The organism is Sphingobacterium sp. UBA5996 (assembly GCF_002429765.1).
Taxonomy (GTDB): Bacteria; Bacteroidota; Bacteroidia; order Sphingobacteriales; family Sphingobacteriaceae; genus Sphingobacterium.
This window is the reverse complement of record NZ_DJAS01000001.1, coordinates 1-19,898: the sequence shown is the minus strand read 5'-3', so window position 1 is coordinate 19,898 and position 19,898 is coordinate 1. Positions and strand designations below refer to the sequence as shown.

At 37.5% G+C, this 19,898-nt stretch carries 18 protein-coding genes; 12 read left to right on the top strand and 6 right to left on the bottom strand.

The features are described 5' to 3' along the window. Window positions 1-183: 183 nt before the first annotated feature. Both B3E00_RS00090 and B3E00_RS00085 read left to right on the top strand, forming a co-directional pair. On the top strand, window positions 184-729 hold the full coding sequence (locus B3E00_RS00090) for a hypothetical protein (RefSeq protein ID WP_293936105.1): 546 nt from the start codon (window positions 184-186) through the stop codon (window positions 727-729). Between the two features lie 520 nt (window positions 730-1,249). Then, window positions 1,250-2,308 (top strand): 6-bladed beta-propeller, encoded by a 1,059-nt coding sequence (locus B3E00_RS00085; protein ID WP_293936103.1) that lies wholly within the window; start codon window positions 1,250-1,252, stop codon window positions 2,306-2,308. 83 nt (window positions 2,309-2,391) lie between these two features. On the opposite strand, the gene B3E00_RS00080 is transcribed toward B3E00_RS00085, so the two are convergent. After that, a complete protein-coding gene (locus B3E00_RS00080; protein ID WP_293936100.1) occupies window positions 2,392-3,750 on the bottom strand; it encodes a hypothetical protein in 1,359 nt (452 codons plus the stop codon). A 124-nt stretch (window positions 3,751-3,874) separates the two neighbouring features. Here B3E00_RS00080 and B3E00_RS00075 point away from each other — a divergent pair, with 124 nt between their 5' ends. Together B3E00_RS00075 and B3E00_RS00070 are read left to right on the top strand one after the other, a co-directional pair. Continuing rightward, window positions 3,875-4,234 (top strand): hypothetical protein, encoded by a 360-nt coding sequence (locus B3E00_RS00075; RefSeq protein WP_293936098.1) that lies wholly within the window; start codon window positions 3,875-3,877, stop codon window positions 4,232-4,234. A gap of 80 nt (window positions 4,235-4,314) precedes the next feature. After that, window positions 4,315-4,647, top strand: a complete 333-nt coding sequence (locus B3E00_RS00070) for a hypothetical protein (protein ID WP_293936095.1) — start codon at window positions 4,315-4,317, stop codon at window positions 4,645-4,647. 32 nt (window positions 4,648-4,679) lie between these two features. Here the strand turns inward: B3E00_RS00070 and B3E00_RS00065 are convergent, their stop codons facing one another. Genes B3E00_RS00065 through B3E00_RS00050 form a run of 4 tightly spaced genes read right to left on the bottom strand, consistent with a single transcriptional unit; the run spans window position 4,680 to window position 11,180 of the window. Then, the gene (locus B3E00_RS00065; RefSeq protein ID WP_293936092.1) at window positions 4,680-6,044 is read right to left on the bottom strand and encodes a RagB/SusD family nutrient uptake outer membrane protein; all 1,365 of its coding nucleotides are present in this window, start codon (window positions 6,042-6,044) and stop codon (window positions 4,680-4,682) included. 18 nt (window positions 6,045-6,062) lie between these two features. Then, a complete protein-coding gene (locus B3E00_RS00060) occupies window positions 6,063-9,263 on the bottom strand; it encodes a SusC/RagA family TonB-linked outer membrane protein (protein ID WP_293936089.1) in 3,201 nt (1,066 codons plus the stop codon). A 10-nt stretch (window positions 9,264-9,273) separates the two neighbouring features. Next, window positions 9,274-10,788, bottom strand: a complete 1,515-nt coding sequence (locus B3E00_RS00055) for a TlpA family protein disulfide reductase (protein ID WP_293936086.1) — start codon at window positions 10,786-10,788, stop codon at window positions 9,274-9,276. An 11-nt stretch (window positions 10,789-10,799) separates the two neighbouring features. Further along, complete coding sequence (locus B3E00_RS00050; RefSeq protein ID WP_209575224.1) at window positions 10,800-11,180, bottom strand: hypothetical protein; 381 nt, start codon at window positions 11,178-11,180, stop codon at window positions 10,800-10,802. A gap of 971 nt (window positions 11,181-12,151) precedes the next feature. Here B3E00_RS00050 and B3E00_RS00045 point away from each other — a divergent pair. From B3E00_RS00045 to B3E00_RS00010, 8 genes are all read left to right on the top strand, one after another. Beyond that, on the top strand, window positions 12,152-12,631 hold the full coding sequence (locus tag B3E00_RS00045) for a hypothetical protein (protein ID WP_293936081.1): 480 nt from the start codon (window positions 12,152-12,154) through the stop codon (window positions 12,629-12,631). Between the two features lie 32 nt (window positions 12,632-12,663). Next, window positions 12,664-13,182 carry a hypothetical protein gene (locus B3E00_RS00040; protein ID WP_293936079.1) on the top strand — a complete coding sequence of 173 codons (519 nt, stop codon included), beginning with the start codon at window positions 12,664-12,666 and terminating at the stop codon, window positions 13,180-13,182. Between the two features lie 41 nt (window positions 13,183-13,223). Beyond that, the gene (locus B3E00_RS00035) at window positions 13,224-13,439 is read left to right on the top strand and encodes a hypothetical protein (RefSeq protein WP_293936077.1); all 216 of its coding nucleotides are present in this window, start codon (window positions 13,224-13,226) and stop codon (window positions 13,437-13,439) included. Window positions 13,440-13,670: 231 nt separating this feature from the next. Further along, on the top strand, window positions 13,671-14,129 hold the full coding sequence (locus B3E00_RS00030) for a hypothetical protein (RefSeq protein WP_293936074.1): 459 nt from the start codon (window positions 13,671-13,673) through the stop codon (window positions 14,127-14,129). 165 nt (window positions 14,130-14,294) lie between these two features. Further along, window positions 14,295-15,524 (top strand): DNA cytosine methyltransferase, encoded by a 1,230-nt coding sequence (locus tag B3E00_RS00025; RefSeq protein WP_293936072.1) that lies wholly within the window; start codon window positions 14,295-14,297, stop codon window positions 15,522-15,524. Beyond that, window positions 15,521-17,890 (top strand): ATP-binding protein, encoded by a 2,370-nt coding sequence (locus tag B3E00_RS00020; protein ID WP_293936070.1) that lies wholly within the window; start codon window positions 15,521-15,523, stop codon window positions 17,888-17,890. Before B3E00_RS00025 ends, B3E00_RS00020 begins: the two co-directional genes overlap by 4 nt. After that, complete coding sequence (locus B3E00_RS00015; protein WP_293936067.1) at window positions 17,887-18,789, top strand: response regulator; 903 nt, start codon at window positions 17,887-17,889, stop codon at window positions 18,787-18,789. Before B3E00_RS00020 ends, B3E00_RS00015 begins: the two co-directional genes overlap by 4 nt. A 217-nt stretch (window positions 18,790-19,006) precedes the next feature. After that, the gene (locus B3E00_RS00010; RefSeq protein WP_293936064.1) at window positions 19,007-19,492 is read left to right on the top strand and encodes a very short patch repair endonuclease; all 486 of its coding nucleotides are present in this window, start codon (window positions 19,007-19,009) and stop codon (window positions 19,490-19,492) included. A gap of 5 nt (window positions 19,493-19,497) precedes the next feature. On the opposite strand, the gene B3E00_RS00005 is transcribed toward B3E00_RS00010, so the two are convergent. Next, window positions 19,498-19,866 (bottom strand): HNH endonuclease, encoded by a 369-nt coding sequence (locus B3E00_RS00005; protein WP_293936061.1) that lies wholly within the window; start codon window positions 19,864-19,866, stop codon window positions 19,498-19,500. Between the last annotated feature and the right edge of the window lie 32 nt (window positions 19,867-19,898).

The following is a 19,898-nucleotide window of genomic DNA, read 5'->3' as shown; positions in this document are numbered from 1 at the left end:
AGTAATTTCTAGGGACGAATAGATTTATCGTATAATAGTTCAGTTACACGATGTATATTCATCCCTGTATACGCCCTATTTAACCCTATTGAAAACCTTTATTTCCCAAAAATTGCTATCCCGGTATAAGTTTGATAAATTGCTGCTTTATGACCTAGAGGTAAAACGACCAAAAGCTAAATTATGAGGAGAAGTAAACATGCGCAGCTCAACCCTTTTTTTAAGGATATCCTTCCCCAGTGGCAGGATGACATCCCCGAGCTATCATCGCTCTTGGAAGAGGAAAAATTCGTTAAGGGTGAGCACCTTATGAACGACTGGGGCGATCTGTATCTGATTGCCGAGGGGCTTTTTGGCAAATATGAAAAGACCTGTCCGGTACGCTATGCCGTTGCTGGCGAATCGCTGATGATCCCCAATCAAAAGCACAATTATCGCTTTGTTGCACTGAGCGATTGCCTGACGTTCCGCACCTCGTTCCGTCAACTGGAAGAGATCAATGCACACAACCCAAAAGTTTTTTACCTGTACGCCCAACTCAAGGATCAGCAGCTGCGCTATCTTGACTATCGGCACAAGCTGCTGTCGCTGCATAATCAGGACAAATATGATTTTGTTTTTGATCATTATCCCGACCTCCTTGCTCACATTACACAGAAGGAGCTCGCCCAATTTATGGGCATCAGTATGGAGCTGCTGCGGCGGATGATGCGGGATAGGGCGTATTAAGCTTCACGCCGATGGAAGTAGCGCAATTCATATCGCTTTAACTCTAATTTGAGGCTTACAGTCTCAAATTAGCGACCTAGCTTATCCTCTTTACTTATACTTCATCCTTAAAAATTACCATTCTCGGTGATATTTATCCTAATTAAACTGAAATAAACTCTCCTTAAACAGGGATACTTCACACAAAAAAAGCGCAATCGATTGATTGATTTATTTCCTTCTTTTCCGAAATATTATTAAATACATTTACATCAATCAACTGTCGAATGGAACAATTATAAGCCAGATACAGTACTATTTTTTGCCGCTAAATACTAGAATATACCTTTCTTATTTCATTTTAATCCCAATCAAAATAGGATTAATCTGTCACTGCTGCCCATTAAGGAATTAAATACTTTACAAGAAATTTTTCAAAAAAATGAAAATAACGGTTAAAATATCAATTACTTTCTTCGTGTCGGTTTTATATAGTTGCAATACTGACATCTTAGAACCATCACACCTAAAAACGGTTCAGATGGATAGTTGTCATTTTAATATTATTCAGATACCTAAAGAGTCCACTTTTGATTACAATAAACAAATAGATCCTCAAAGTATTGAATTAATCCCATTGGAACAAAATAAAGACAACGTACTAACAGTAATAACAAAAATTTTCATATTGGATGGCTCAATTATTATTTACGATAAGAATCTTGAAGCAATAGCAATCTATAAAAAGGATGGAAAGTTTGATAAAATGATTGTACCGAATAAGGAGATAAAAAATATATTTAATATGACCATTAATTGCAATACCAAACAAATTCTTATTCACGATGAAAAGGAAAAAAAGGTATATCATTTAAACATGGCCGGTGATTTAATTGATACTTCCGATATGACATTCTTTTTTGAAGATTTTGCTACTCTGGAAGACGACTCTCGTCTGACTTTTGCTTCTATTTACAATGACAAAGTAAATTTTTTCAAGCATGTCAAATCATCACTATTCAAAGGCTCACTGCAAAGATTAGAGTCCTATGTCCCGGACTTTAAAATGATAAAGCATCTTCGAGATGAATATGTACCAAAAAGGATTCTTTACTCTTCTAAAAGAGAAATATTTTATACCCCACTTTTTTCAAATGACATTTATTCTATAAAAAAAGATAGTATAAAATTGGTTTATAAGCTTGATTTTGAAGGTGAAGGAATAGAGCAAGTTATAAAAGGTAAGACTACTTCAACATTTATCAAGGAATTTAATTCCCACAAATATTACTCTTTTGACGGGGCTATTTGGTCTACACAGAATAAAGTATTTTTAGGTATACAAAAAAATGGGTACAATGGATATTTCCTCGATAAGAAATCGGGCAGATTAGTTGGAGGGCAAATTTCCATGACAGTGAATTTCGATGACCGGGCAATTTTGCCAAATTTCAGTTATCCTATTGGAGTATCAGCGGATAAGTTTATCAGCATTATTACCCCACCTTATAATTTAAATGCAAATTATTCTGACCAGCTGTTAACAGTGTTGAAAAATAATCCAAATTCACCGTTATTATTGCTATATAATGTTAAATAAGGCGAGTAATCTTTTCAGACCCTGAAATAGTTTACAATAAATCATATTTACCATTATTTATTAATCAAATAGCACCTACCCTATTAGCTCGACAGCGCTTCGAGCATGGTATATGTTTTAAAGATACTGAGGAGAAGCGCAAACAAGAGACAGTACCAGAGCACATCAATTTCCTTGGCCAGTTTGATCGCAAAAACAATGATAAACATGAATGGGCAGACCGCTATAAAAATAAACATAGCTGTTGCTATAGCTTCAAAAATATCCTCATCGTAATTCATCAGCAAGAGCATGATGCCGACGTAAAGCAGCCATACCACCAGTGGGGACAGAAACCATATCAGCAGTTTCCAAAGCAAACTGAGCTTTAGGGTTTTAGGTATTGCTGTGCGCTTATTCCTGTACAATAGGAAGCACATCGCGGCTACCGCTAAAGTCAGCATCGCCAATTGCACATAGGTATTGAAAATAGTATCGGCACGTGTGTTTACCTTGGAAGAGGACTTGAGTTTATCCCCGCTATACTGCTTTACCTGCGTTTTCTCGCCGTTGACAAATGTCTGTACCACCCTATCGTTACTGCTACTATCTTGGAGTGTCCAGGTAGCGTCTTCCAGTCCCATCTTATAAAATCCTTCGATGAGCCGCGTATTACCTTTTGTTCTTATCAATGGTCCATCGAGGCGTCCGCCGTTAAATCGCAACGAATCCGTCCCATCCTCCGTGTGGATGGTGAGCTGGGTGATTGTTCCAACAGGAATACGCGTTGCACTGTCCCCAATAATGCTTAACACGTCTTGATCGAGCTGTTGGATATTTTTATTTTTATTGTAATCATCGCTCCGGGCAGGCCTGTTGGTATATAGATAATCTATTTTAACAACAAGCAGCGAATCTTTTTTATAAAATTGAAATCCATAGGAAGGATCAAAATTTTTGAGTGTGGGATGCTTTAGTAAGATATATTGCGGTTGCTCAAAGGCTTGGATATATCGCGGCTGGGTGGTGGCACAAAAAGCGAACATAGCGACCATACCGATCAAGTAAGTACTTACGCGCAGCATGAATGCGGGTGGAATGGCAGACCGTGATCCGCTCTTCGTATACAACCAGGCCAAGCCGATCATGGGTAATGCCATGAGATCGGACAGATCGACTGTTCGTCCTACACCAAAATAGGGATTCATCCATTGGATGAGCCCCGTGGAATATTCGCTTTTCCAAAAGGCAAATAGTACTGCTGTGGCTATAAAAATCAAGGCTTTCCGTTTGGGAAAGATAGCCGACCAGAAAATAGGGAAAATAAAAAGCCCACTAAAATCGGAGAGCTTTCCTGTCAGCGCATTGTGGAATGCTCCTTTTAAATAGAAGTCGTTCACGAGCAGCAGCACCAGAAAAAGAATAAAAAGTGGCGAAGCGAGAATCCTTAAGCGTTCATACATAATTTACGTTACCTTTTGTATTGATACCCATTCTACCATTTGGTAACCTTCTTCATCACGATATGGTTTAAGAGGCAGACCTCTTTTTTACTGCTGCTGCTGGGAATACGCTAACGAAGGCCGCATGCTAAGTCCAAGTTATGCCCAATTTTTTGGGTTTGCTACACCAATTTTTTGGGTTTGCAATCGCAAAACATCGTATCCAAAACCCCAACATTTACCAGGAATTGTACTGCAACTTTGTAATAGCAGGTCGGAGAAAGCAGGTCAGCATCCTAAAGCTTGGTTGAAGCAAGTCAAAGTACAGCTGAAAGCGCTATCTGAAATGCCCAATAAGAAACACGATTATGAGACAGTACAAAAGAAAATTTGCGCTATTCCGGCAATGTCGATAAGCAGCAAGGCTACCCAGGAAATCCGTCTGTTGGGTGCAGGTGGCTCCGTAGAAAAACAAACAAAAGACAACAACTCAAAAGCTTCGTGATGACAGGTTCGAAGCGCTAAAAAAGTAACCTGTCGCATAACCGAATTACGAATTTAAAGCACTTAAGTGCATACAAAATTATGATTACATTAAAAAACGCGCGACTACTTGTCGCCACCTTATTCGCTTTATTTGTAGGTGCATTTTTCGTTGTTAAAGCAATGAACAAAGCAGATAAACCTAACGTTTCCAAAGCAACAAACATATGGTACTTCCAAGGAAGCTCACTCGCTGAAGCCCAAGATGCCGAAAATTATTCGCAGACACCGCATCCTAGCTGTAACATGGGAACAGCACTTCCTTGCGAAGTTCCTGTTGATAACGCTCCGGATCAATCGTCTCTACAAAATTTTCTAGACGGAAAAACTGGTGCTGAAATACGCGATAATTACGCTACTTCAAAACGGAATTAATATGCTTCATAACATTGATCAAAACCCACGAACTATCGTGGGTTTTGTTGTATTCCTGTAAGCGTAATGATATCTTCAGGAATTGCAAGGGCGTATCGCTTATCGTTCGGTGGCAATACATACTCCTTTCCCTCAATTAGACGTCGCATATAGATACCCTTTCCTTCCTTGTTCAAGCGTTTTACATCCATCCAACGCAATCCGCGCATCAACAGTTCTTTTCGTCGCTCTTTCAAAACCAGCAGCAAGGCATCATCAGGATTGTTAACCTGGCTTAATGCGCCATCTGTATATCCGGTTTTCCATCGCTTACTTAATAAGTCTTTCAGTACCTGCATACCTTCCATATAATTCCCATTCCTAATCCCCGTTTCAGCTTTTACCAACATGATTTCATTGGTAGAAATTCCACCAAAAGGCGTCTGATTACCTGTATATCCACCACGAAAACTAACCGAGCCATCTGTATTTCGTTTAAAAAACAGCTCTTTTCGCAGATCACCTTCACCATATTCTTCATATAGTCCCAGTGAGATTTTCGCGATATCAGGTGACATAATAGCCGGCAGTCCGATCACAGAAAAAGAAATGGTTTCGGCATTAAACTGCGCAAATGGATACAATGCTGCGGTATTAAGCTGATTATAATCCAGCAGGGTATTAAAAAGCTTAAGACAGGCGGTTGCGGCTACCTCCGCCTTGTCATATTGCCTCATCCAAAGATATGTTCTAGCCAACAAACCAAAGGCTGCAGGCTTTGAAGGCCTGGTCACCTGTTTGGCTGTAATAGGTAGTAATTCAGCCGCTTGATTGAGATCATCTACTATCATCGTATAGGTTTCCAATACCGAACCTCGTGTTGTAGGGATATTGAAATCAGTCGATTTACGGATCGGTAGCCCCAGTTCGACGCTAGCTGTTTCCGTATCGAAAGCCGGCACGTACAACGCAGCCAACTGTAGCATCGATTTGGCCCGGAGATAAAGTGCCCGCCCTTTGATATCATCATACAAAGCGGCCCCCGCGGCATTCCGATCCATCTTATCTAACCCTTCCAATACGGTATTCGCTCCATAGATAGCTGCATATCCATAAGACCAGCTATTACTTTTCTCCTCAAAAACATAATCCGCCTCCCAACTATACAATCGTCGGTCAGCATCGATAGTCAAAGCCTTATAGTCCTTGTCCAAGAGGTAATAGTCGTCGGTACTCACTTCACCTGCACTGGGATCCGAAAAAACATTCCGTTGGGCATTATCCAAAATAGACTGTAAATCTGTCAAGGTGGTAGGAACGACGAGTTTTTTGTCAGACTTCTCATCGAGGATTTTATTGCATCCACATAAGCCTATGGAAAGTAAAAATAATATATATCGTATTGCGATCTTTTTCATCCTATTCATATTTAAAAATTAAAAACTCGATTTTAATGCAAGCGTATAACTTCTTGGTGTGGGTATACTTGGATTGATATAATAAGCGTCGGGATCAATATGATCTTTATTAGCCCTCCAAATGATACCTATATTGTTTATATTAATGGAAGTGGTGATACTTTTTAGGTTCAGTTTCTTCACTAAGCTGCTTGGAAGCGCATAACTGAGGTTGATATATTGGAAGCGGATGTGATCCCCCTTACTTATCAGCGGTTCGCTTCCACCATAGAAGGCATCGCGTTGTACGGAAGCAGGATAGACAAGTGATGGTACGTCCGTGAACATTTCATCCCCCGGTTGTTGCCACCTTTTTGCGTAATCATCATTACCCACCCAATTAGAAAATAAATTTTGATAATTAATAGACTGCTTTCTAAAGTAGTACCCCATTTTGTACGACACCGCCATATTTAGGGTAAAGCCTTTTACGGAAAAAGAATTCAATAAAGAACCAAAATGTGTCGGTATGGCCGATCCAAAATAAGCAAGATCTGACACCGTTGTACCGCTGCCCACCAATGCCCGGTAGTCTGTACTCAGCTGATCGCCAATATATCCCCTTGGATTGCCATTTTCAGGGTCCAGTCCGGCCCATCTATAGGCAAATATACTATACACAGGTTTACCCGTAATCCCAGAAATGGGTACCGATGCCGATACGAAGCTGCTTCCAGATTGCGAGGACAAATAGTATTCCGTCACTTTATCCTTAGCGATACTCATATTTAACGTACTCTCCCACTTTAAATTCCCCTTTATCAGGTTGACAGAATTCAGCTGCACATCCAAGCCCTTACCGGTCATGGAAGCCGTGTTGCGCACTAGCGAAGATATCCCTGTCGTATAGTCGAGCGGTGATGTGCCGAATAGATTTTTGCCCTGCTTCCTATACAGATCGATGCTCCCGCTTAGGCGATTGTTAAGCCCCGAAAAGTCAAGTCCAAAATTAAGTGTGCGCGTTGTCTCCCACCGCAGCTGAGGATTGCTATAGTTAGCAAATATGGAGAAAGGATCGCCGGTATAGGGTGAATTACCACGATATTGTATTGTGGTAACCGCACTCATAGCCGGATCAATATTTCCGCTTGAACCCAATGTAGCGCGCAATTTGAGGAACGGAAATGCTTTAAGTCCATACCAGGCTTCATCCGACATTTTCCACGCGAGTCCGGCAGACCAGAATGGATTCCATTGGTCATTGGTGCGCAGCCCAAATAGATTAGAAGCATCCCTTCGGGCACTGAGTGTAACAAAATAGCGCGCGCGATAATTATACGCCATGCTGCTAAAAAACGAGAGGAAATTCCGTTGATTTTCAGCAATCCCTGCATTATCAGGAATAAATCGGAGTATGCCTGTAACCAAATCCCGGTATTGATTTTTATAATCCACTGTACCGAAAGTCAGTATGTCTTTATTAAAACCATATAACCTACTCGAGTTGGATTTATCATGGCGTAGCAGGACCTCTCCACCGACCAATGCTGTCAATTCGTGCACTTTCCATTTGTTCAGATAAGCTGCCTGCCCCCTAAAATTGTTGGAAGTTGTGGAGGCATAGCCATTGTCGACGACGCCACCTACCGGAATGCGATAATTCAACTTGTTATCTGTCCCGATTTCGGTAAAGCTATTCACCAGATCGCGTGCATAGTAGCTGTTTTCATCGTTGAGATTTTCGGTCAGCAAGCGCTGTTTTTCAAACTGATATTTGGCCGACACTGTCAATCCAGAAATTGGACGAAAGTCTATCCCCGCATTGAACAGAATATCATCAACATTTCGCGTTAGCCGCGCATGTTTATAATCCGATAAAGGATAGTAGTTCCAGTCAAGTAGTCCATAGTTATTCACTAGGCCCTCGGTAAACGACTGACGATAGGTCTTTGCTATCGGCAAGGGATTACCAGATTCGTCAACCAGTGCAGTATAGGGCAATATAGTGAAGGTATTTTGCTTTAGATCAGCAAACTGCGGTCTACCACTCGCAGTCTGCTTATTTGTATAGATCATTTCGGCGCTCAGTTCTAGCGATTCTATTGGTTTGTAACTGATATAGTTCCTTAAATTTAGGCGGTCAAACGTAGCACCCACAGCATCTTTATTCCGGTCATAACCGGCAGACAACACATTGGAAACCTTTTCTCCACGCGCACTTAAAGACAACATATACTGTTGATTGCGTGCGTTTTTGTAGATATGCTTCGCATAATCATTTCTCACATCGCGATCTCTCAGCTTGTCAATATCCAGGTTAGCTTTGGCTCGATTGCCCTGTTCATGCAGATCATTGTATAGCAGGCGTTCCACTACTGGCGAGAGCAACATTTTATTCGTGGAATTTATCCACGAATTATAATAGCCCTTTTCATAAAGCATCGTCTCCACATCGATAAAGTCTGTGCTCGATATTCTGGGTAAGGCGAATAAGTCCGGCTTACTACCCAACGAACTATTTGCGCTGAAGTCGATGCCAAAGGACTGTCCTTTTTTGGGCTTTTTGCTTGTAATCACGATGACGCCATTTGCCGCCTTTGCTCCCCATATCGAAGATGCTGCAGCATCTTTTAGTATGGTAATGCTTTCAATCGTATTGGGGTTAATATTATCGAGGTCACCATTGTAAGGAAAATTATCCAGTACAATCAGTGGTTCCTTGGGGCCGCGGATAGAGCTTATACCCCGAACTGTTATGCGGCCGGCAGCATTTGTGCCTCGGTCTACCATAATACCATTGCCTACAGCCTCCAATCGATCCAAGATATTGGTACTCACCTGCTGTGCCAACAGGTCTGTCCCTATTTTTGTAAAGGATCCCGTCGTCTTTTCTTTGGACAACACTTCGTAGCCCGTATACACCTGCACTTCATCCAATATGGCTTCATTTTTCTTCAGTTTGAAGATAGGCTGATCTACCAAGTTCTGAATACGCGTGCGAAATGGCATAAAACCCATATAAGTAATGTTAAAGACCGTATCGTTAGGATGTATCTCCAATGAGAAAACACCCAATTTATCCGTCTTGGTTATAAGCTTACCGTTAACTGAAATTGTTGCACCGCTAAGCGGTGTCTCATCTACGTCGGCAATTACCTTTCCTTTTATTATTTTTTGGCCTAAAACGGTTGTCCAGCACAATGTGAGCCCTAGGACAATTAGGCTAATATATGTTTTCATAAAATCGATGTTAATTGTTGGTGGTGTCACTATCACTAATTACAAGCGCATTCATGCGCCGAATCGTCTGTTTGAGCGCCAATCCATAGTTGGAAAGTTCCTGTTGCAGGGCGGCAAACGAATCTACTTGCCGTTCAAATAGGATATCAACATTCGATTTGATACCCGTCTCATTTTGAATGGGCAAATGGAAAAATTCCAGTTCCTCGGCACGGGCGACAAAATTGCTGATCGGTAGATTGATCAAGGCAGCCCCCTCCTTTTTGAACAACGTATTTTTAGCCTTGGCACCTTTGGAATGCAATAGCTTCGCCTTTACGGAGTCAATTACAATCAGCGCATAACAATCCGTTTCCACCTTTTCGACAGTTCCTCGATATCCAGAGTAGCTATTCAAGGAAGACAACATATCCGCGTAGAGCGATGAAGCCTTTGTCGGCGGGTTAATAAAATCAAAACTATACGCGTCAGCTTTTATCAGGCTTGGTTGTTTTACCCTGATTTTCCTCCGTTTGGCAGAGTAACGATCATTCATTCGATCAAAAATACCGCGTGCTATCCCCTCATAAATATCCAGTAAAGAAAGGTTGGTAAACGATCGTCCAATTATTTTCCCATCATCGTACCTGAAATTACCCCCTTGCGGGTAGCCACGAAACGTTCCTTTTGTGAATATAGCATAGTGAATCAGCGGATTGGATGCTGGATAATATTCAGATAAGAACAAGGGGGCCTGCCTATCCAAATCGTATTTGTTCGATACGGGAGCAATTCCATTCTTTAAGTAATCTCGTATTGAAGCTGTTGATACCGCTTCGCTAGATGTCACTGCGACCACTTTACCCTCACCGATCCAAACATAGTGGGGAATCATTTTATGTGGGAAATATGATGCTAGCATCTTATTACCGACAGCGCTGAGCAGGTGTAAATTATTCTGAGCACGTTTAGCGAAAAATGTATTGACTTTAGCTTTTGAATCTTCTGTAGCTCCAAGCAGCAAGACGTCAGATCCAAACTGCTGCTGAATCTTCGCCAATTCATCAAACTTTTGGATGCAGCTGCCACACCAGGTCGCCCAAAAGTCTAAAAGTATAAGCTTTTTATTGCTATAGTCACCAAGTCTTATAGACGAGTAGCCTTGTGGGTGATTGGTTACTTCAATAGGAAGATTGAATAAACTTTCTGGCAGACGGTCGCCTACCTTTAATGGAGAAATGACGAGCAACCCTTCCGCCCCGCTGTCCTTGCGGGGCGTTTGAGCTAATAAACTAAACATATGAACTATAAGGAACAGGATTAGAATTGCCCTTATATGAAACATTCCTTTTGAGGTCTTAGGCATCGGTATAAGGGTACATACCGACGTGATCTGCCGAAGACTATATACTATACAACTGTGGGAGTACTTTTTATCCCACGCGCAGTGCACTTTTTTTAAATTATTTTTTACATCATCTTTTACGGATGCTTGTTGAGCTACCTTATCCAATAAGGCAGCCATCAGATTAGATCTGTTTGTCATCTGCTTATTGTTTAAAATTGCTTATTCACGCGGTCAAAAAATTCATGAATCCTTTTTCTGATTATAAAATCAGTATCTATTTTATCTGAGGACTCGGCAAATAACAACTTTAGATCATCAATTTTGATCTTTCGGTAGTGTACCATAAAATAAGCGATCATTAGGCGAAGTAAAACGATAAAAAATTCGTATTTCTTATTCTGATCGGTTACATCTATATAGTCACTTTTCATAACAAAACTTTCATACACTTCTTTGATATGCTCATGGCATTCATCAATAGAATAATGGGCCCAAAAGTCCCTGATTGTTTTCAATGGATCATATCCTTCAAGATATATATCATAAAATGCTAGCTCAAATGGTAGCAGATCTAAATATTTTTGGTTCATTTATAGGTTCAATAAAGATGACTTCAGCCCTACTCCATATTTTGAAAAGAGCATAGCTTCCCCATTTGCAAATTTTTTGCATTAAAAAAGGGTTGTCATTTGCAGTTTATTTTAAAAACTACATGTATAACAAATAAAAAATTAACGAATCCGCAAAACGCCAAAAAGTTAGTTACAAGTCATCAATAGGGGTCGTTATGGCGCTTCCTCTCGGAAAGAAATAAAATCCCGATCTATTAATATAGAATTACAATACAGCGTTATAGTTTTTAAATTTGCTGTTTAAAAATAAAAATGCTACATTTAAGGTGTCTAAAGTCTCGCAAGAGCAATTTTATTAATTACACAAAATTAAAGGGTGTAGTGTGTCTGATACAGATCGGGAAACCTAGTCTAAGGGCCTTTCTAGTGTATACCGATTCGGCACGAACTATAATGCGGATGCCGCTATCCCCTATTTTGGTTTATATTGTTTAACCTGATTATTCTGGAGCCCGAATAATCTTACTAATTAGAATTAAATTGGGAAACCGAATACTTACTTCCTTGAGGTAAGTCTGGCATTTTTGGCGGTGTTTAAATCGTTTTGTCATAATCCATTTGGCTATAAATACGATCACACTCTAAGAAGTTCGGGAAAGTGAAATTGGATTAAAACCAATAGAGCGATACCCAAAGCATCTGAACTGGCACCGTCAAGAGCCACCATAATCGAGATTATGGGTCCACAGAAGACTTACATGAGCATCGCTCTATTGAATTAAATATATACAAAGATAATAAAATCCAATAGAACGCGAGCTCACGATCTACTCATGTGGAATTTGACGGTTTCGTTCATGAGTGACAATCGTAAGAGAAGCTCAATGGCCTCTCAATTATGTCGCTATAATAACTATCACAAATATAAGGACTATATACGAGAAATGGAAATTTTAAAACCAAATATCGTATAAAAACATACCGTAATTATGAACACACCACTAGGGGCGTATTTAGATGAGCTTAAAATAAATAAATCAAAATTATCAAACATTACTGGAATTACTCCAGATAGGATCAATGCCTTGAGCCATGAAGCCACCGCAATACCTTATACAGATGAAGTATTTCCAATAATTTATGTCGCAAATTATCTTTCTGGCATACCCGAAGATAAATTCAATTCAACGATAGATCGAATATATCCAATAAAAACAAAAAATCTTCTAATTAATAAACTAAAGGGTCTATCTCCTGCTGCTCAGCTTTTTGGAACCTATACTTTCCAGAGAAAGAATGTTGAAAAGGAGACGAATATCCCAACAGGTAAAATTTCTAAATATGTAAATGACAACAATAAGAAAGCCCCAATTGAAGAAGTTTTAAACTTTGTTCATAGCCTAGGGCTAGACCCCTTAGTCACTTTAACGAAATATTATGGATTAATTGACTTAAAATCAAAGATTTAAAAGAATTTTAGGAAAAACTAATAGAGGATGAAATGACAAAGAAATTATCTGGAGTAAGTATGGGACAGGTTGATTTTGGAATTATACCAATAGAGGGATTTTCCGGTGGTATTTGGGAAACCGACGAAATAATAGTTGGCGGTAATGAAACAGACAACTTTTGCTATGTCCTTCTATTTCCTTCAGATGAAGACGGCCATTCTTCTGGGTGCAGTGAAAGTAAATTTCAACTTTGTTTTGCTTTTGCCGGACATTTACATCAATGGAAATTTGAAAAAAATACTATTGTCTATTATTTCATAATTGGCAATAGCATCGTTCATAAGATACCGATTTTGTCTCATACGCCAATTCATCTCTTAAGACAGTTTCCATCTATAAATCTAACCAATTTTGAATTCGATAAAGTGAAATATGAATTTACTAGAATTCACGAAGAAATGAATAGGCTTGATATGCTTGAAAGAATTATTTTTCTACGTATAGATATCATTTTCGATGAGACATACAGGTTTATTGAGAAAAGGTATGCGAATAATACAAATGCTTAGAACATTAAAACAAAAATACATTAACAAATAAACTAAAAACTATGTTATCAATCGGATTATTAATGTACGTTATTTACGGAGGATTTATTGCCATCTGTCTTTTCGGGCTGCACCTTGTTCTATCAAGTCTCCTCGGCAAATATCTAATAGCGAAACGCGATCACACCGCAGCACTGCGCGAACAAAATGAAATTTTAAGAGATATTGTGAAAGCTGTTAAACCTAGCGACAATAATACGCCTCCCTCTAACATCTAAGGGTGAATTCAATTTTCATCTATCTAGAGGACAAAGGCGAGCAATTATGGTGAAAAGTTATTACAATGAAAAAAAAGCGTAATCCTAAATGGCAGCGAGACGAGCTGATTCTAGCGTTGGATCTATATTTTTAGATTAATAATAGAAAAGCGCGTACAAAAAAAGTGTAAACACCTACTAGCAAATAAATGGAAAATCAACTGGCAAAACTTATGAGCGCATCTGTCTTAAATGGGAGAACGGAAAAGATTTTCAAAATGGCAAGACCCTTTTTCTCATTCGATTAAAGAACGATTTAGCCGAATAAATAATTTTTTCCCAAAAGCTAACGAATGGCTAACAAAAATAAAAAGGTGGTTGTCCACTTTTGATGATAGTACCATTTTGAATGCGCTTCAATTTGAAAATGTGCTGGGAGAAAAAAGGACGATTGAGCGAGTATACCTTTTTGTGCTTGCAAGAAATCAAATTAATTTCACAGGAATAGAAATGGATGAAACTGCTGCGTGGGGTTCCTGGTATCAACTAATAGAAGCTTATTCCACCATACAAACTACATTAAACGACCCTATTGAGGATATGTTTGTTCGACTCAATGCCTCTTCTCCACAAGAGAGAATCAAACGAGAAAAGACTCCGGATTTAGGAGATTTTTGTATCGATTTTGGCGATTTAAAATTGACAAACTGAAAAAATTAAAACAATATTTTGTAGAAAGAACATTTTTAAACTTTGCAAACTATTAAGACTGTTATCTAAATAAAAGTTGATATAATAAAAAAAATACAAGACTGATTACCAGAACAAAACAAAAAAAAATTTGTCTATTTAAAAACAAAAATGTATTTTTTATCCATGTCTAAGAATACCTATATTGATCTGTTTGCTGGTTGTGGCGGTCTTTCACTTGGCTTTTTTAATTCTAAAGAATGGAAAGCACAATTTGCTATTGAAAAAAGTCCCGATGCTTTCGAAACACTTCGTTACAATTTAATAGATCAACATAATCATTTTGACTGGCCTGAATGGCTTCCGATCAAAAATCATGATATCAATGATATTATTAATAATTATGGTGACAAATTAAGATCGCTTCGCGGATCAATCGACTTAGTTGCAGGAGGGCCTCCATGTCAGGGGTTTTCAACTGCTGGGAGACGTATTGAAAATGATACAAGAAATAGATTAGTAGAATCCTACGTTAGATTTATTCGTTTAGTCCAACCAAAACTAATTTTCTTTGAGAATGTCAAAGGTTTCACTCAAAAATTTGATAAAAACAAGGTTAAAGGCCGAATCTACTCAGAATATGTCAAGAATTCCTTAAGACGTGTAATGAAAAAGGAGAAGTTCCTGGGTTATGAAGTTTATGGTAAACTTGTAGACTTTTCTGAATTTGGCGTACCTCAAAAACGAACTCGATTTATTTTAGTTGGCATTAGAAAAGATGTTGTTTCAAAATATAAACCTTATGACTTTTTTAAGCTTTTAATTTCAAATAAGAAGACTTTCGCAGATTCAAAAGGAATAAATCATACCAACAATCTAGAAGATGCTATTTCAGACTTGTTAAGGATCCAAGAAACAGATTGTCCCGATTCGAAAGGATTCAAATCAGGTATTTATAATAAAGAATCATCGAGTTATCAAAAACTTATGCGGAGAGGTTATTTGGACAATGTCCCTGATAGCCATCGTTTTGCTAAACATAGCATCAAGACAATTCAAAAGTTTGAATATTTATTGAAATATGCTGAGAAGGGAAAGTCTCTATCCAAGGAAATAAGAGAAAAGTATGATCTGAGAAAAAGAACAATTATACCATTGAGTGGCCAATCTCCCACCCCAACTATTACTACGCTTCCAGATGATTATATCCATTATTGTGAACCACGCATTTTTACCGTAAGAGAGTATGCCCGCATACAATCATTCAATGACTGGTATAGATTCCGCAATAAGTATACAACTGGGGGCGATAGACGAACACAAGAGGTTCCAAGATATTCTCAAATAGGTAATGCTATCCCCCCACTCTTTGGTGAACAGGCTGGTTTAGTTCTTCACAAGTTATTAGAATTATGAAGAATGAGCTTAAATTTAAGATTAGTTCGGCCTTAAAGAATATTATTGGGCGTGACTTAATAACAGACGATTTTATCGCTGTATTTGAATTAGTTAAAAATTCTTACGACGCACATGCAAAAAGAGTTGACGTAATTTTTGAAGACATATATTCACAGAATGGAAAAATAATTATAAAAGATGATGGAAAGGGCATGAGCTACAGTGATATAGTAGACAAATGGTTATTCGTAGCCCGCTCTTCAAAAAAAGAAGGCGATGAAGAAGACAGTTATAAAAATTACAGAGATAAAATAAAGGTTAAAAGAATATATGCGGGAGCAAAAGGGATAGGTAGATTTTCTTGCGATAGATTAGGTAGTGAGCTGTATCTTGAGACTTTAAAAGATGAGGAGAACGCACATGTTGAAGCCCTTGTAACAGATTGGAATAAGTTTGAAGAAGATAGTAATAATGAATTTATAAATATCAGTGTGTTACATGAAACTCTAGGAAAAAGTTCCTTTGATGTCGCTAATGGCACTGTTCTGGAAATTTCAAATTTACATAGTATATGGAATAGAGATAAATTCGAAGCACTCAAAGATTCTCTTGCTAGGCTAATCAATCCATCTGCAATTCAACATGACGACTCTTTTAAAATTTTTTTAACAGTCGAAGATGAGATTGATGCTGATGAAAAACAAATTGAAAAGAATAAAAGGAAATTTAGAAAGGGTGAATTAGAAGAATCTGAAATAAGTAATTTTCGAATTATTAACGGAGAAATCAAAAATCCTATTTTTGACACATTGCAATTGAAAACAAGTTATATTGAATCAATCGTATCAGAAGAACTGATTATTACCACTCTATACGAAGGAGGAGAACTAGTTTACCAAATTGAAGAAGAGAATAATTACACTAATTTTAAAGATATAAAATATTCAATTTACTTTTTAAATCAGTCTGCTAAAACCACATTCACTCGCAGGATGGGGGTACAACCTGTAGAATATGGTCATGTTTTCGTTTACAAAAATGGAATGCGAATTTATCCTTATGGAGAAAGAGGGGAAGATCCTTTTAATATGGATGTAAGGAAAAGCCAGGGGTATGCCAGAAATTTGGGGACGCGTGAAGTTTTAGGGTTTATTTCAATATTAGGAGATAATGATAATTTAAAAGAGACTTCAAGCAGGGGGAATGGCTTAATTAAGACTAGTTCATATTTTATATTAGAAAAACACTTCTATGAAACTTTAAAAAAATTAGAGAAATATACTATCGATATCACAGATTGGGGAAATTTTTTATCAGAAGATGACTACATTAATATTAACAATTCATTCCTAAAAAATGAAGGACAAAGTAATGAATACATTTTCGATGTTAATCAAAATCTAAGTAAGTTAATTTCTTCAATATCAAATTCAAAAACTGTAAAAAGATTTGTAATATCACCCGACATTCTTGAAATATTGGAGTTAAAAAGCGATGAGTCTGCGCACGGTTCCTTAAAAAAAATCTCCGAAAAGATTGATCAAGAAAATTTTGACAAAGAGGAAATAAAACGATCAATAAAAGATGTTGAAAAAAAACTTTCTCATCTCAAATTACAAAAAGAGGAAGCGGAGGAAGAAGCGCTCCAAAAACTTATAGAAAATGAAGAGTTAAAAAATGAATTAGACCGAGAAATTGCTGTTAAGCTATTTGACAAGAGCTTTGAAGGAAGGGAGAAAGAGGATTTATTTGCACTTCAACATCAGATAATTCACACAGCAGGAAACATCACTTGGAGTTTAGATTCGTTAATTGATTCAATTCATGCTGAAAAACCTAAAGAACTTTTAATAGAAGATATTAAAGATATTAGCATGGAAGTTCAACGGATTGTAAGCGCCTCTAGATTTGTTACTATGGCAGGTTTCAATACCCAAGCCGAAAAAATTACCAAGGATATTGTTTCTTTTATCAATGAATATATATTAAATATATACAAACCTGTAGATTCATTTATTCATAATAAGAGGCCCATAAAAATAATAGTTGAAGAAACTAGTTTATTTAAGGAAATAAAATTTCGCCCTTTCGAAATTACAGTTATTATTGATAATCTCTTTTCAAATAGTCGTAAGGCGGGCTCAACTGAAGTTATAGTTAAATGGATTAAAATGTCAGATTTGTTGATATTATCGTTCCAAGACAATGGAAACGGAATCCCCGAAGAAATTAAAGATAGAATCTTTGACTTCAGATACAGCAATACAGACGGATCTGGCATTGGCTTGCATCATGTAAAAAATATTCTTGAAAAGTATAACTCTGAAATACATTATATCTCAAAGTCTAAAGGAGCTGAATTTCAAATTAAAATACCATTATGAAACTTAATTATAAAATAATTTGGGTTGAAGACAAAATTGAAACTAAACCCTTTTCTTCACTTAGGAAAAGTATCCAAGATTATTTAGAAGAAGAATTTTTTGATGTGCAACTGGATATTGCGGAGGATTTTGATGAATTCAAAAAACAATATAAAGATAACCAAACATATGATTTGATCATAACAGATTTAAATTTAAATGAAAGTCATGGAAATCAGGTAATCGATTATATCAGGGATGAAAAACATGCCTTAACAGAAATTTTCTTTTACTCTGCAAATAGTGAGTTATTTACTACAAAATTAGCCAACAGTAGTAGAATTACATTCTACCAATTAGATGGACAAGACTATCATAAGAATTTACTTTCCTCAGTACTTGAAGTTATTAGAATCACTATCTCCAAATTTCAACACATAATTAGTATGAGAGGAATGATTATGCATGAAACTAGTTCATTAGATATTAAAATGGAAGAAATCGTTCGGAAGCAACTTTTAAATCCGAATCTTGAACAAGAAATCCAACCCGTATTAACATCGATTTTTGACAACATTTTCAAGAATGCTCAAGAGAAGTATAAAAAAGCTGAGGCTAGAAAAGCAAAAGATATTTTAAGAGACAATGTATTATTCAACTCTTCACAAAAGGTCTTCGCTCTGGGCGCAATTCTAGATATAATGAAAGAGGACAACTTTGCAAACAAGTACAATGAAGAAGTTATACTTATTAGAAATCAATTTGCCCATTGTGAACTCCAAATGAGTATAGATGGAACCGAATACTTTAAGATTAAAGATAAAGAAGTAAAATTTGACAAAGATCTTTGTAAGAAAATCAGAAAGGATTTAAATTCCTTTAGATTGAAATTAAATGCTATTGAAGAGTTAATCACCTAATCAAACCTAACCTAATATTTTTAGCTTATATCACAACAAACTAAAGCGAAAAATCAATAAAATCAACCCTTTAATATTAAATTTAACCTAATAATTTTCTTTTAACGCTTGTGGATAAATTTTTACATTAACCAACAAAACTGATATCATATAACAACCCCATCGAGATAGTGTATCCCATTATCGAGGACTTAAACTTTATATATTGTATATTTAAATGACGGCAAATTACGACTACGAAAATAACAAGATCTATGTTCCCCGCTTTGAGGAAGCTGCTGGTTTTTATACCAGTCGTAAGCGAAGCGGTATGATGTCCAAAATCAAAAGCCGTAATTCCAAACCCGAACTCATTCTCCGACAGGCTCTATGGTCAAGAAATATCCGATTCCGCCTGCACGACAAATCACTTCCGGGAACTCCCGACATCGTAATCAAAAAATACAAACTAGCGATATTTGTGGATGGCGAATTTTGGCATGGATTCGACTGGAAAAACAAACGCGAAACCATCAAGTCCAACCGCCTTTTTTGGATTCCCAAGATCGAACGCAACATGCAAAAGGATATTCGCGTCAATAGAGCCTTGCGAGACATGGATTACGTCGTATTTAGATTTTGGACGCAGGACATTCTTAAGAATCTTCCTACTGTGCTAAATCAGATAGAGCTATTTCTAGAAACTAGAAAGCTTTGGAAATAAGTAAATCATTCTTTAAATACATTCTCCCGATGCCAGGCTAAGTTTTGCTGTGATGGATAATAGGATTGTGTTATGGGAAGAGAAATTTCTCTTCCTTTCAATTTTAATAGGCTATAAGGATGATCCTCCAGCTCATCAATATGGTCGGAAACCATAATGGTATAACTTTCATCTATACTGACCAGACCCCTATCAAATGCACGGTGCAAGTTTGGGCACAGTGCTATTCCATTGGTAACCTTATCGTCATGCGTAACTGCGAAAGGCACGATATGGCACGCATCAATAAAGTTGTACTTAAAGGTAGACCGCATCCGCATACCTGTCATCGCACAGGTGTCCTGATAAAGCTGCGGGATATAGCGTTTGAACAAACCGGATCTGACGTATCCGTCCTACGAACTAC

What these genes read in the sequence shown, in the direction of transcription:
- B3E00_RS00045 (WP_293936081.1), top strand. Translation starts at nt 12,152, where the DNA reads ATGAACACACCACTAGGGGCGTATTTAGATGAGCTTAAAATAAATAAA.
- B3E00_RS00030 (WP_293936074.1), top strand. Translation starts at nt 13,671, where the DNA reads ATGGGAGAACGGAAAAGATTTTCAAAATGGCAAGACCCTTTTTCTCAT.
- B3E00_RS00060 (WP_293936089.1), bottom strand. Translation starts at nt 9,263, where the DNA reads ATGAAAACATATATTAGCCTAATTGTCCTAGGGCTCACATTGTGCTGG.
- B3E00_RS00090 (WP_293936105.1), top strand. Translation starts at nt 184, where the DNA reads ATGAGGAGAAGTAAACATGCGCAGCTCAACCCTTTTTTTAAGGATATC.
- B3E00_RS00070 (WP_293936095.1), top strand. Translation starts at nt 4,315, where the DNA reads ATGATTACATTAAAAAACGCGCGACTACTTGTCGCCACCTTATTCGCT.
- B3E00_RS00085 (WP_293936103.1), top strand. Translation starts at nt 1,250, where the DNA reads ATGGATAGTTGTCATTTTAATATTATTCAGATACCTAAAGAGTCCACT.
- B3E00_RS00075 (WP_293936098.1), top strand. Translation starts at nt 3,875, where the DNA reads ATGCTAAGTCCAAGTTATGCCCAATTTTTTGGGTTTGCTACACCAATT.
- B3E00_RS00080 (WP_293936100.1), bottom strand. Translation starts at nt 3,750, where the DNA reads ATGTATGAACGCTTAAGGATTCTCGCTTCGCCACTTTTTATTCTTTTT.
- B3E00_RS00020 (WP_293936070.1), top strand. Translation starts at nt 15,521, where the DNA reads ATGAAGAATGAGCTTAAATTTAAGATTAGTTCGGCCTTAAAGAATATT.
- B3E00_RS00035 (WP_293936077.1), top strand. Translation starts at nt 13,224, where the DNA reads ATGTTATCAATCGGATTATTAATGTACGTTATTTACGGAGGATTTATT.
- B3E00_RS00040 (WP_293936079.1), top strand. Translation starts at nt 12,664, where the DNA reads ATGACAAAGAAATTATCTGGAGTAAGTATGGGACAGGTTGATTTTGGA.
- B3E00_RS00065 (WP_293936092.1), bottom strand. Translation starts at nt 6,044, where the DNA reads ATGAAAAAGATCGCAATACGATATATATTATTTTTACTTTCCATAGGC.
- B3E00_RS00015 (WP_293936067.1), top strand. Translation starts at nt 17,887, where the DNA reads ATGAAACTTAATTATAAAATAATTTGGGTTGAAGACAAAATTGAAACT.
- B3E00_RS00025 (WP_293936072.1), top strand. Translation starts at nt 14,295, where the DNA reads ATGTCTAAGAATACCTATATTGATCTGTTTGCTGGTTGTGGCGGTCTT.
- B3E00_RS00010 (WP_293936064.1), top strand. Translation starts at nt 19,007, where the DNA reads ATGACGGCAAATTACGACTACGAAAATAACAAGATCTATGTTCCCCGC.
- B3E00_RS00050 (WP_209575224.1), bottom strand. Translation starts at nt 11,180, where the DNA reads ATGAACCAAAAATATTTAGATCTGCTACCATTTGAGCTAGCATTTTAT.
- B3E00_RS00055 (WP_293936086.1), bottom strand. Translation starts at nt 10,788, where the DNA reads ATGACAAACAGATCTAATCTGATGGCTGCCTTATTGGATAAGGTAGCT.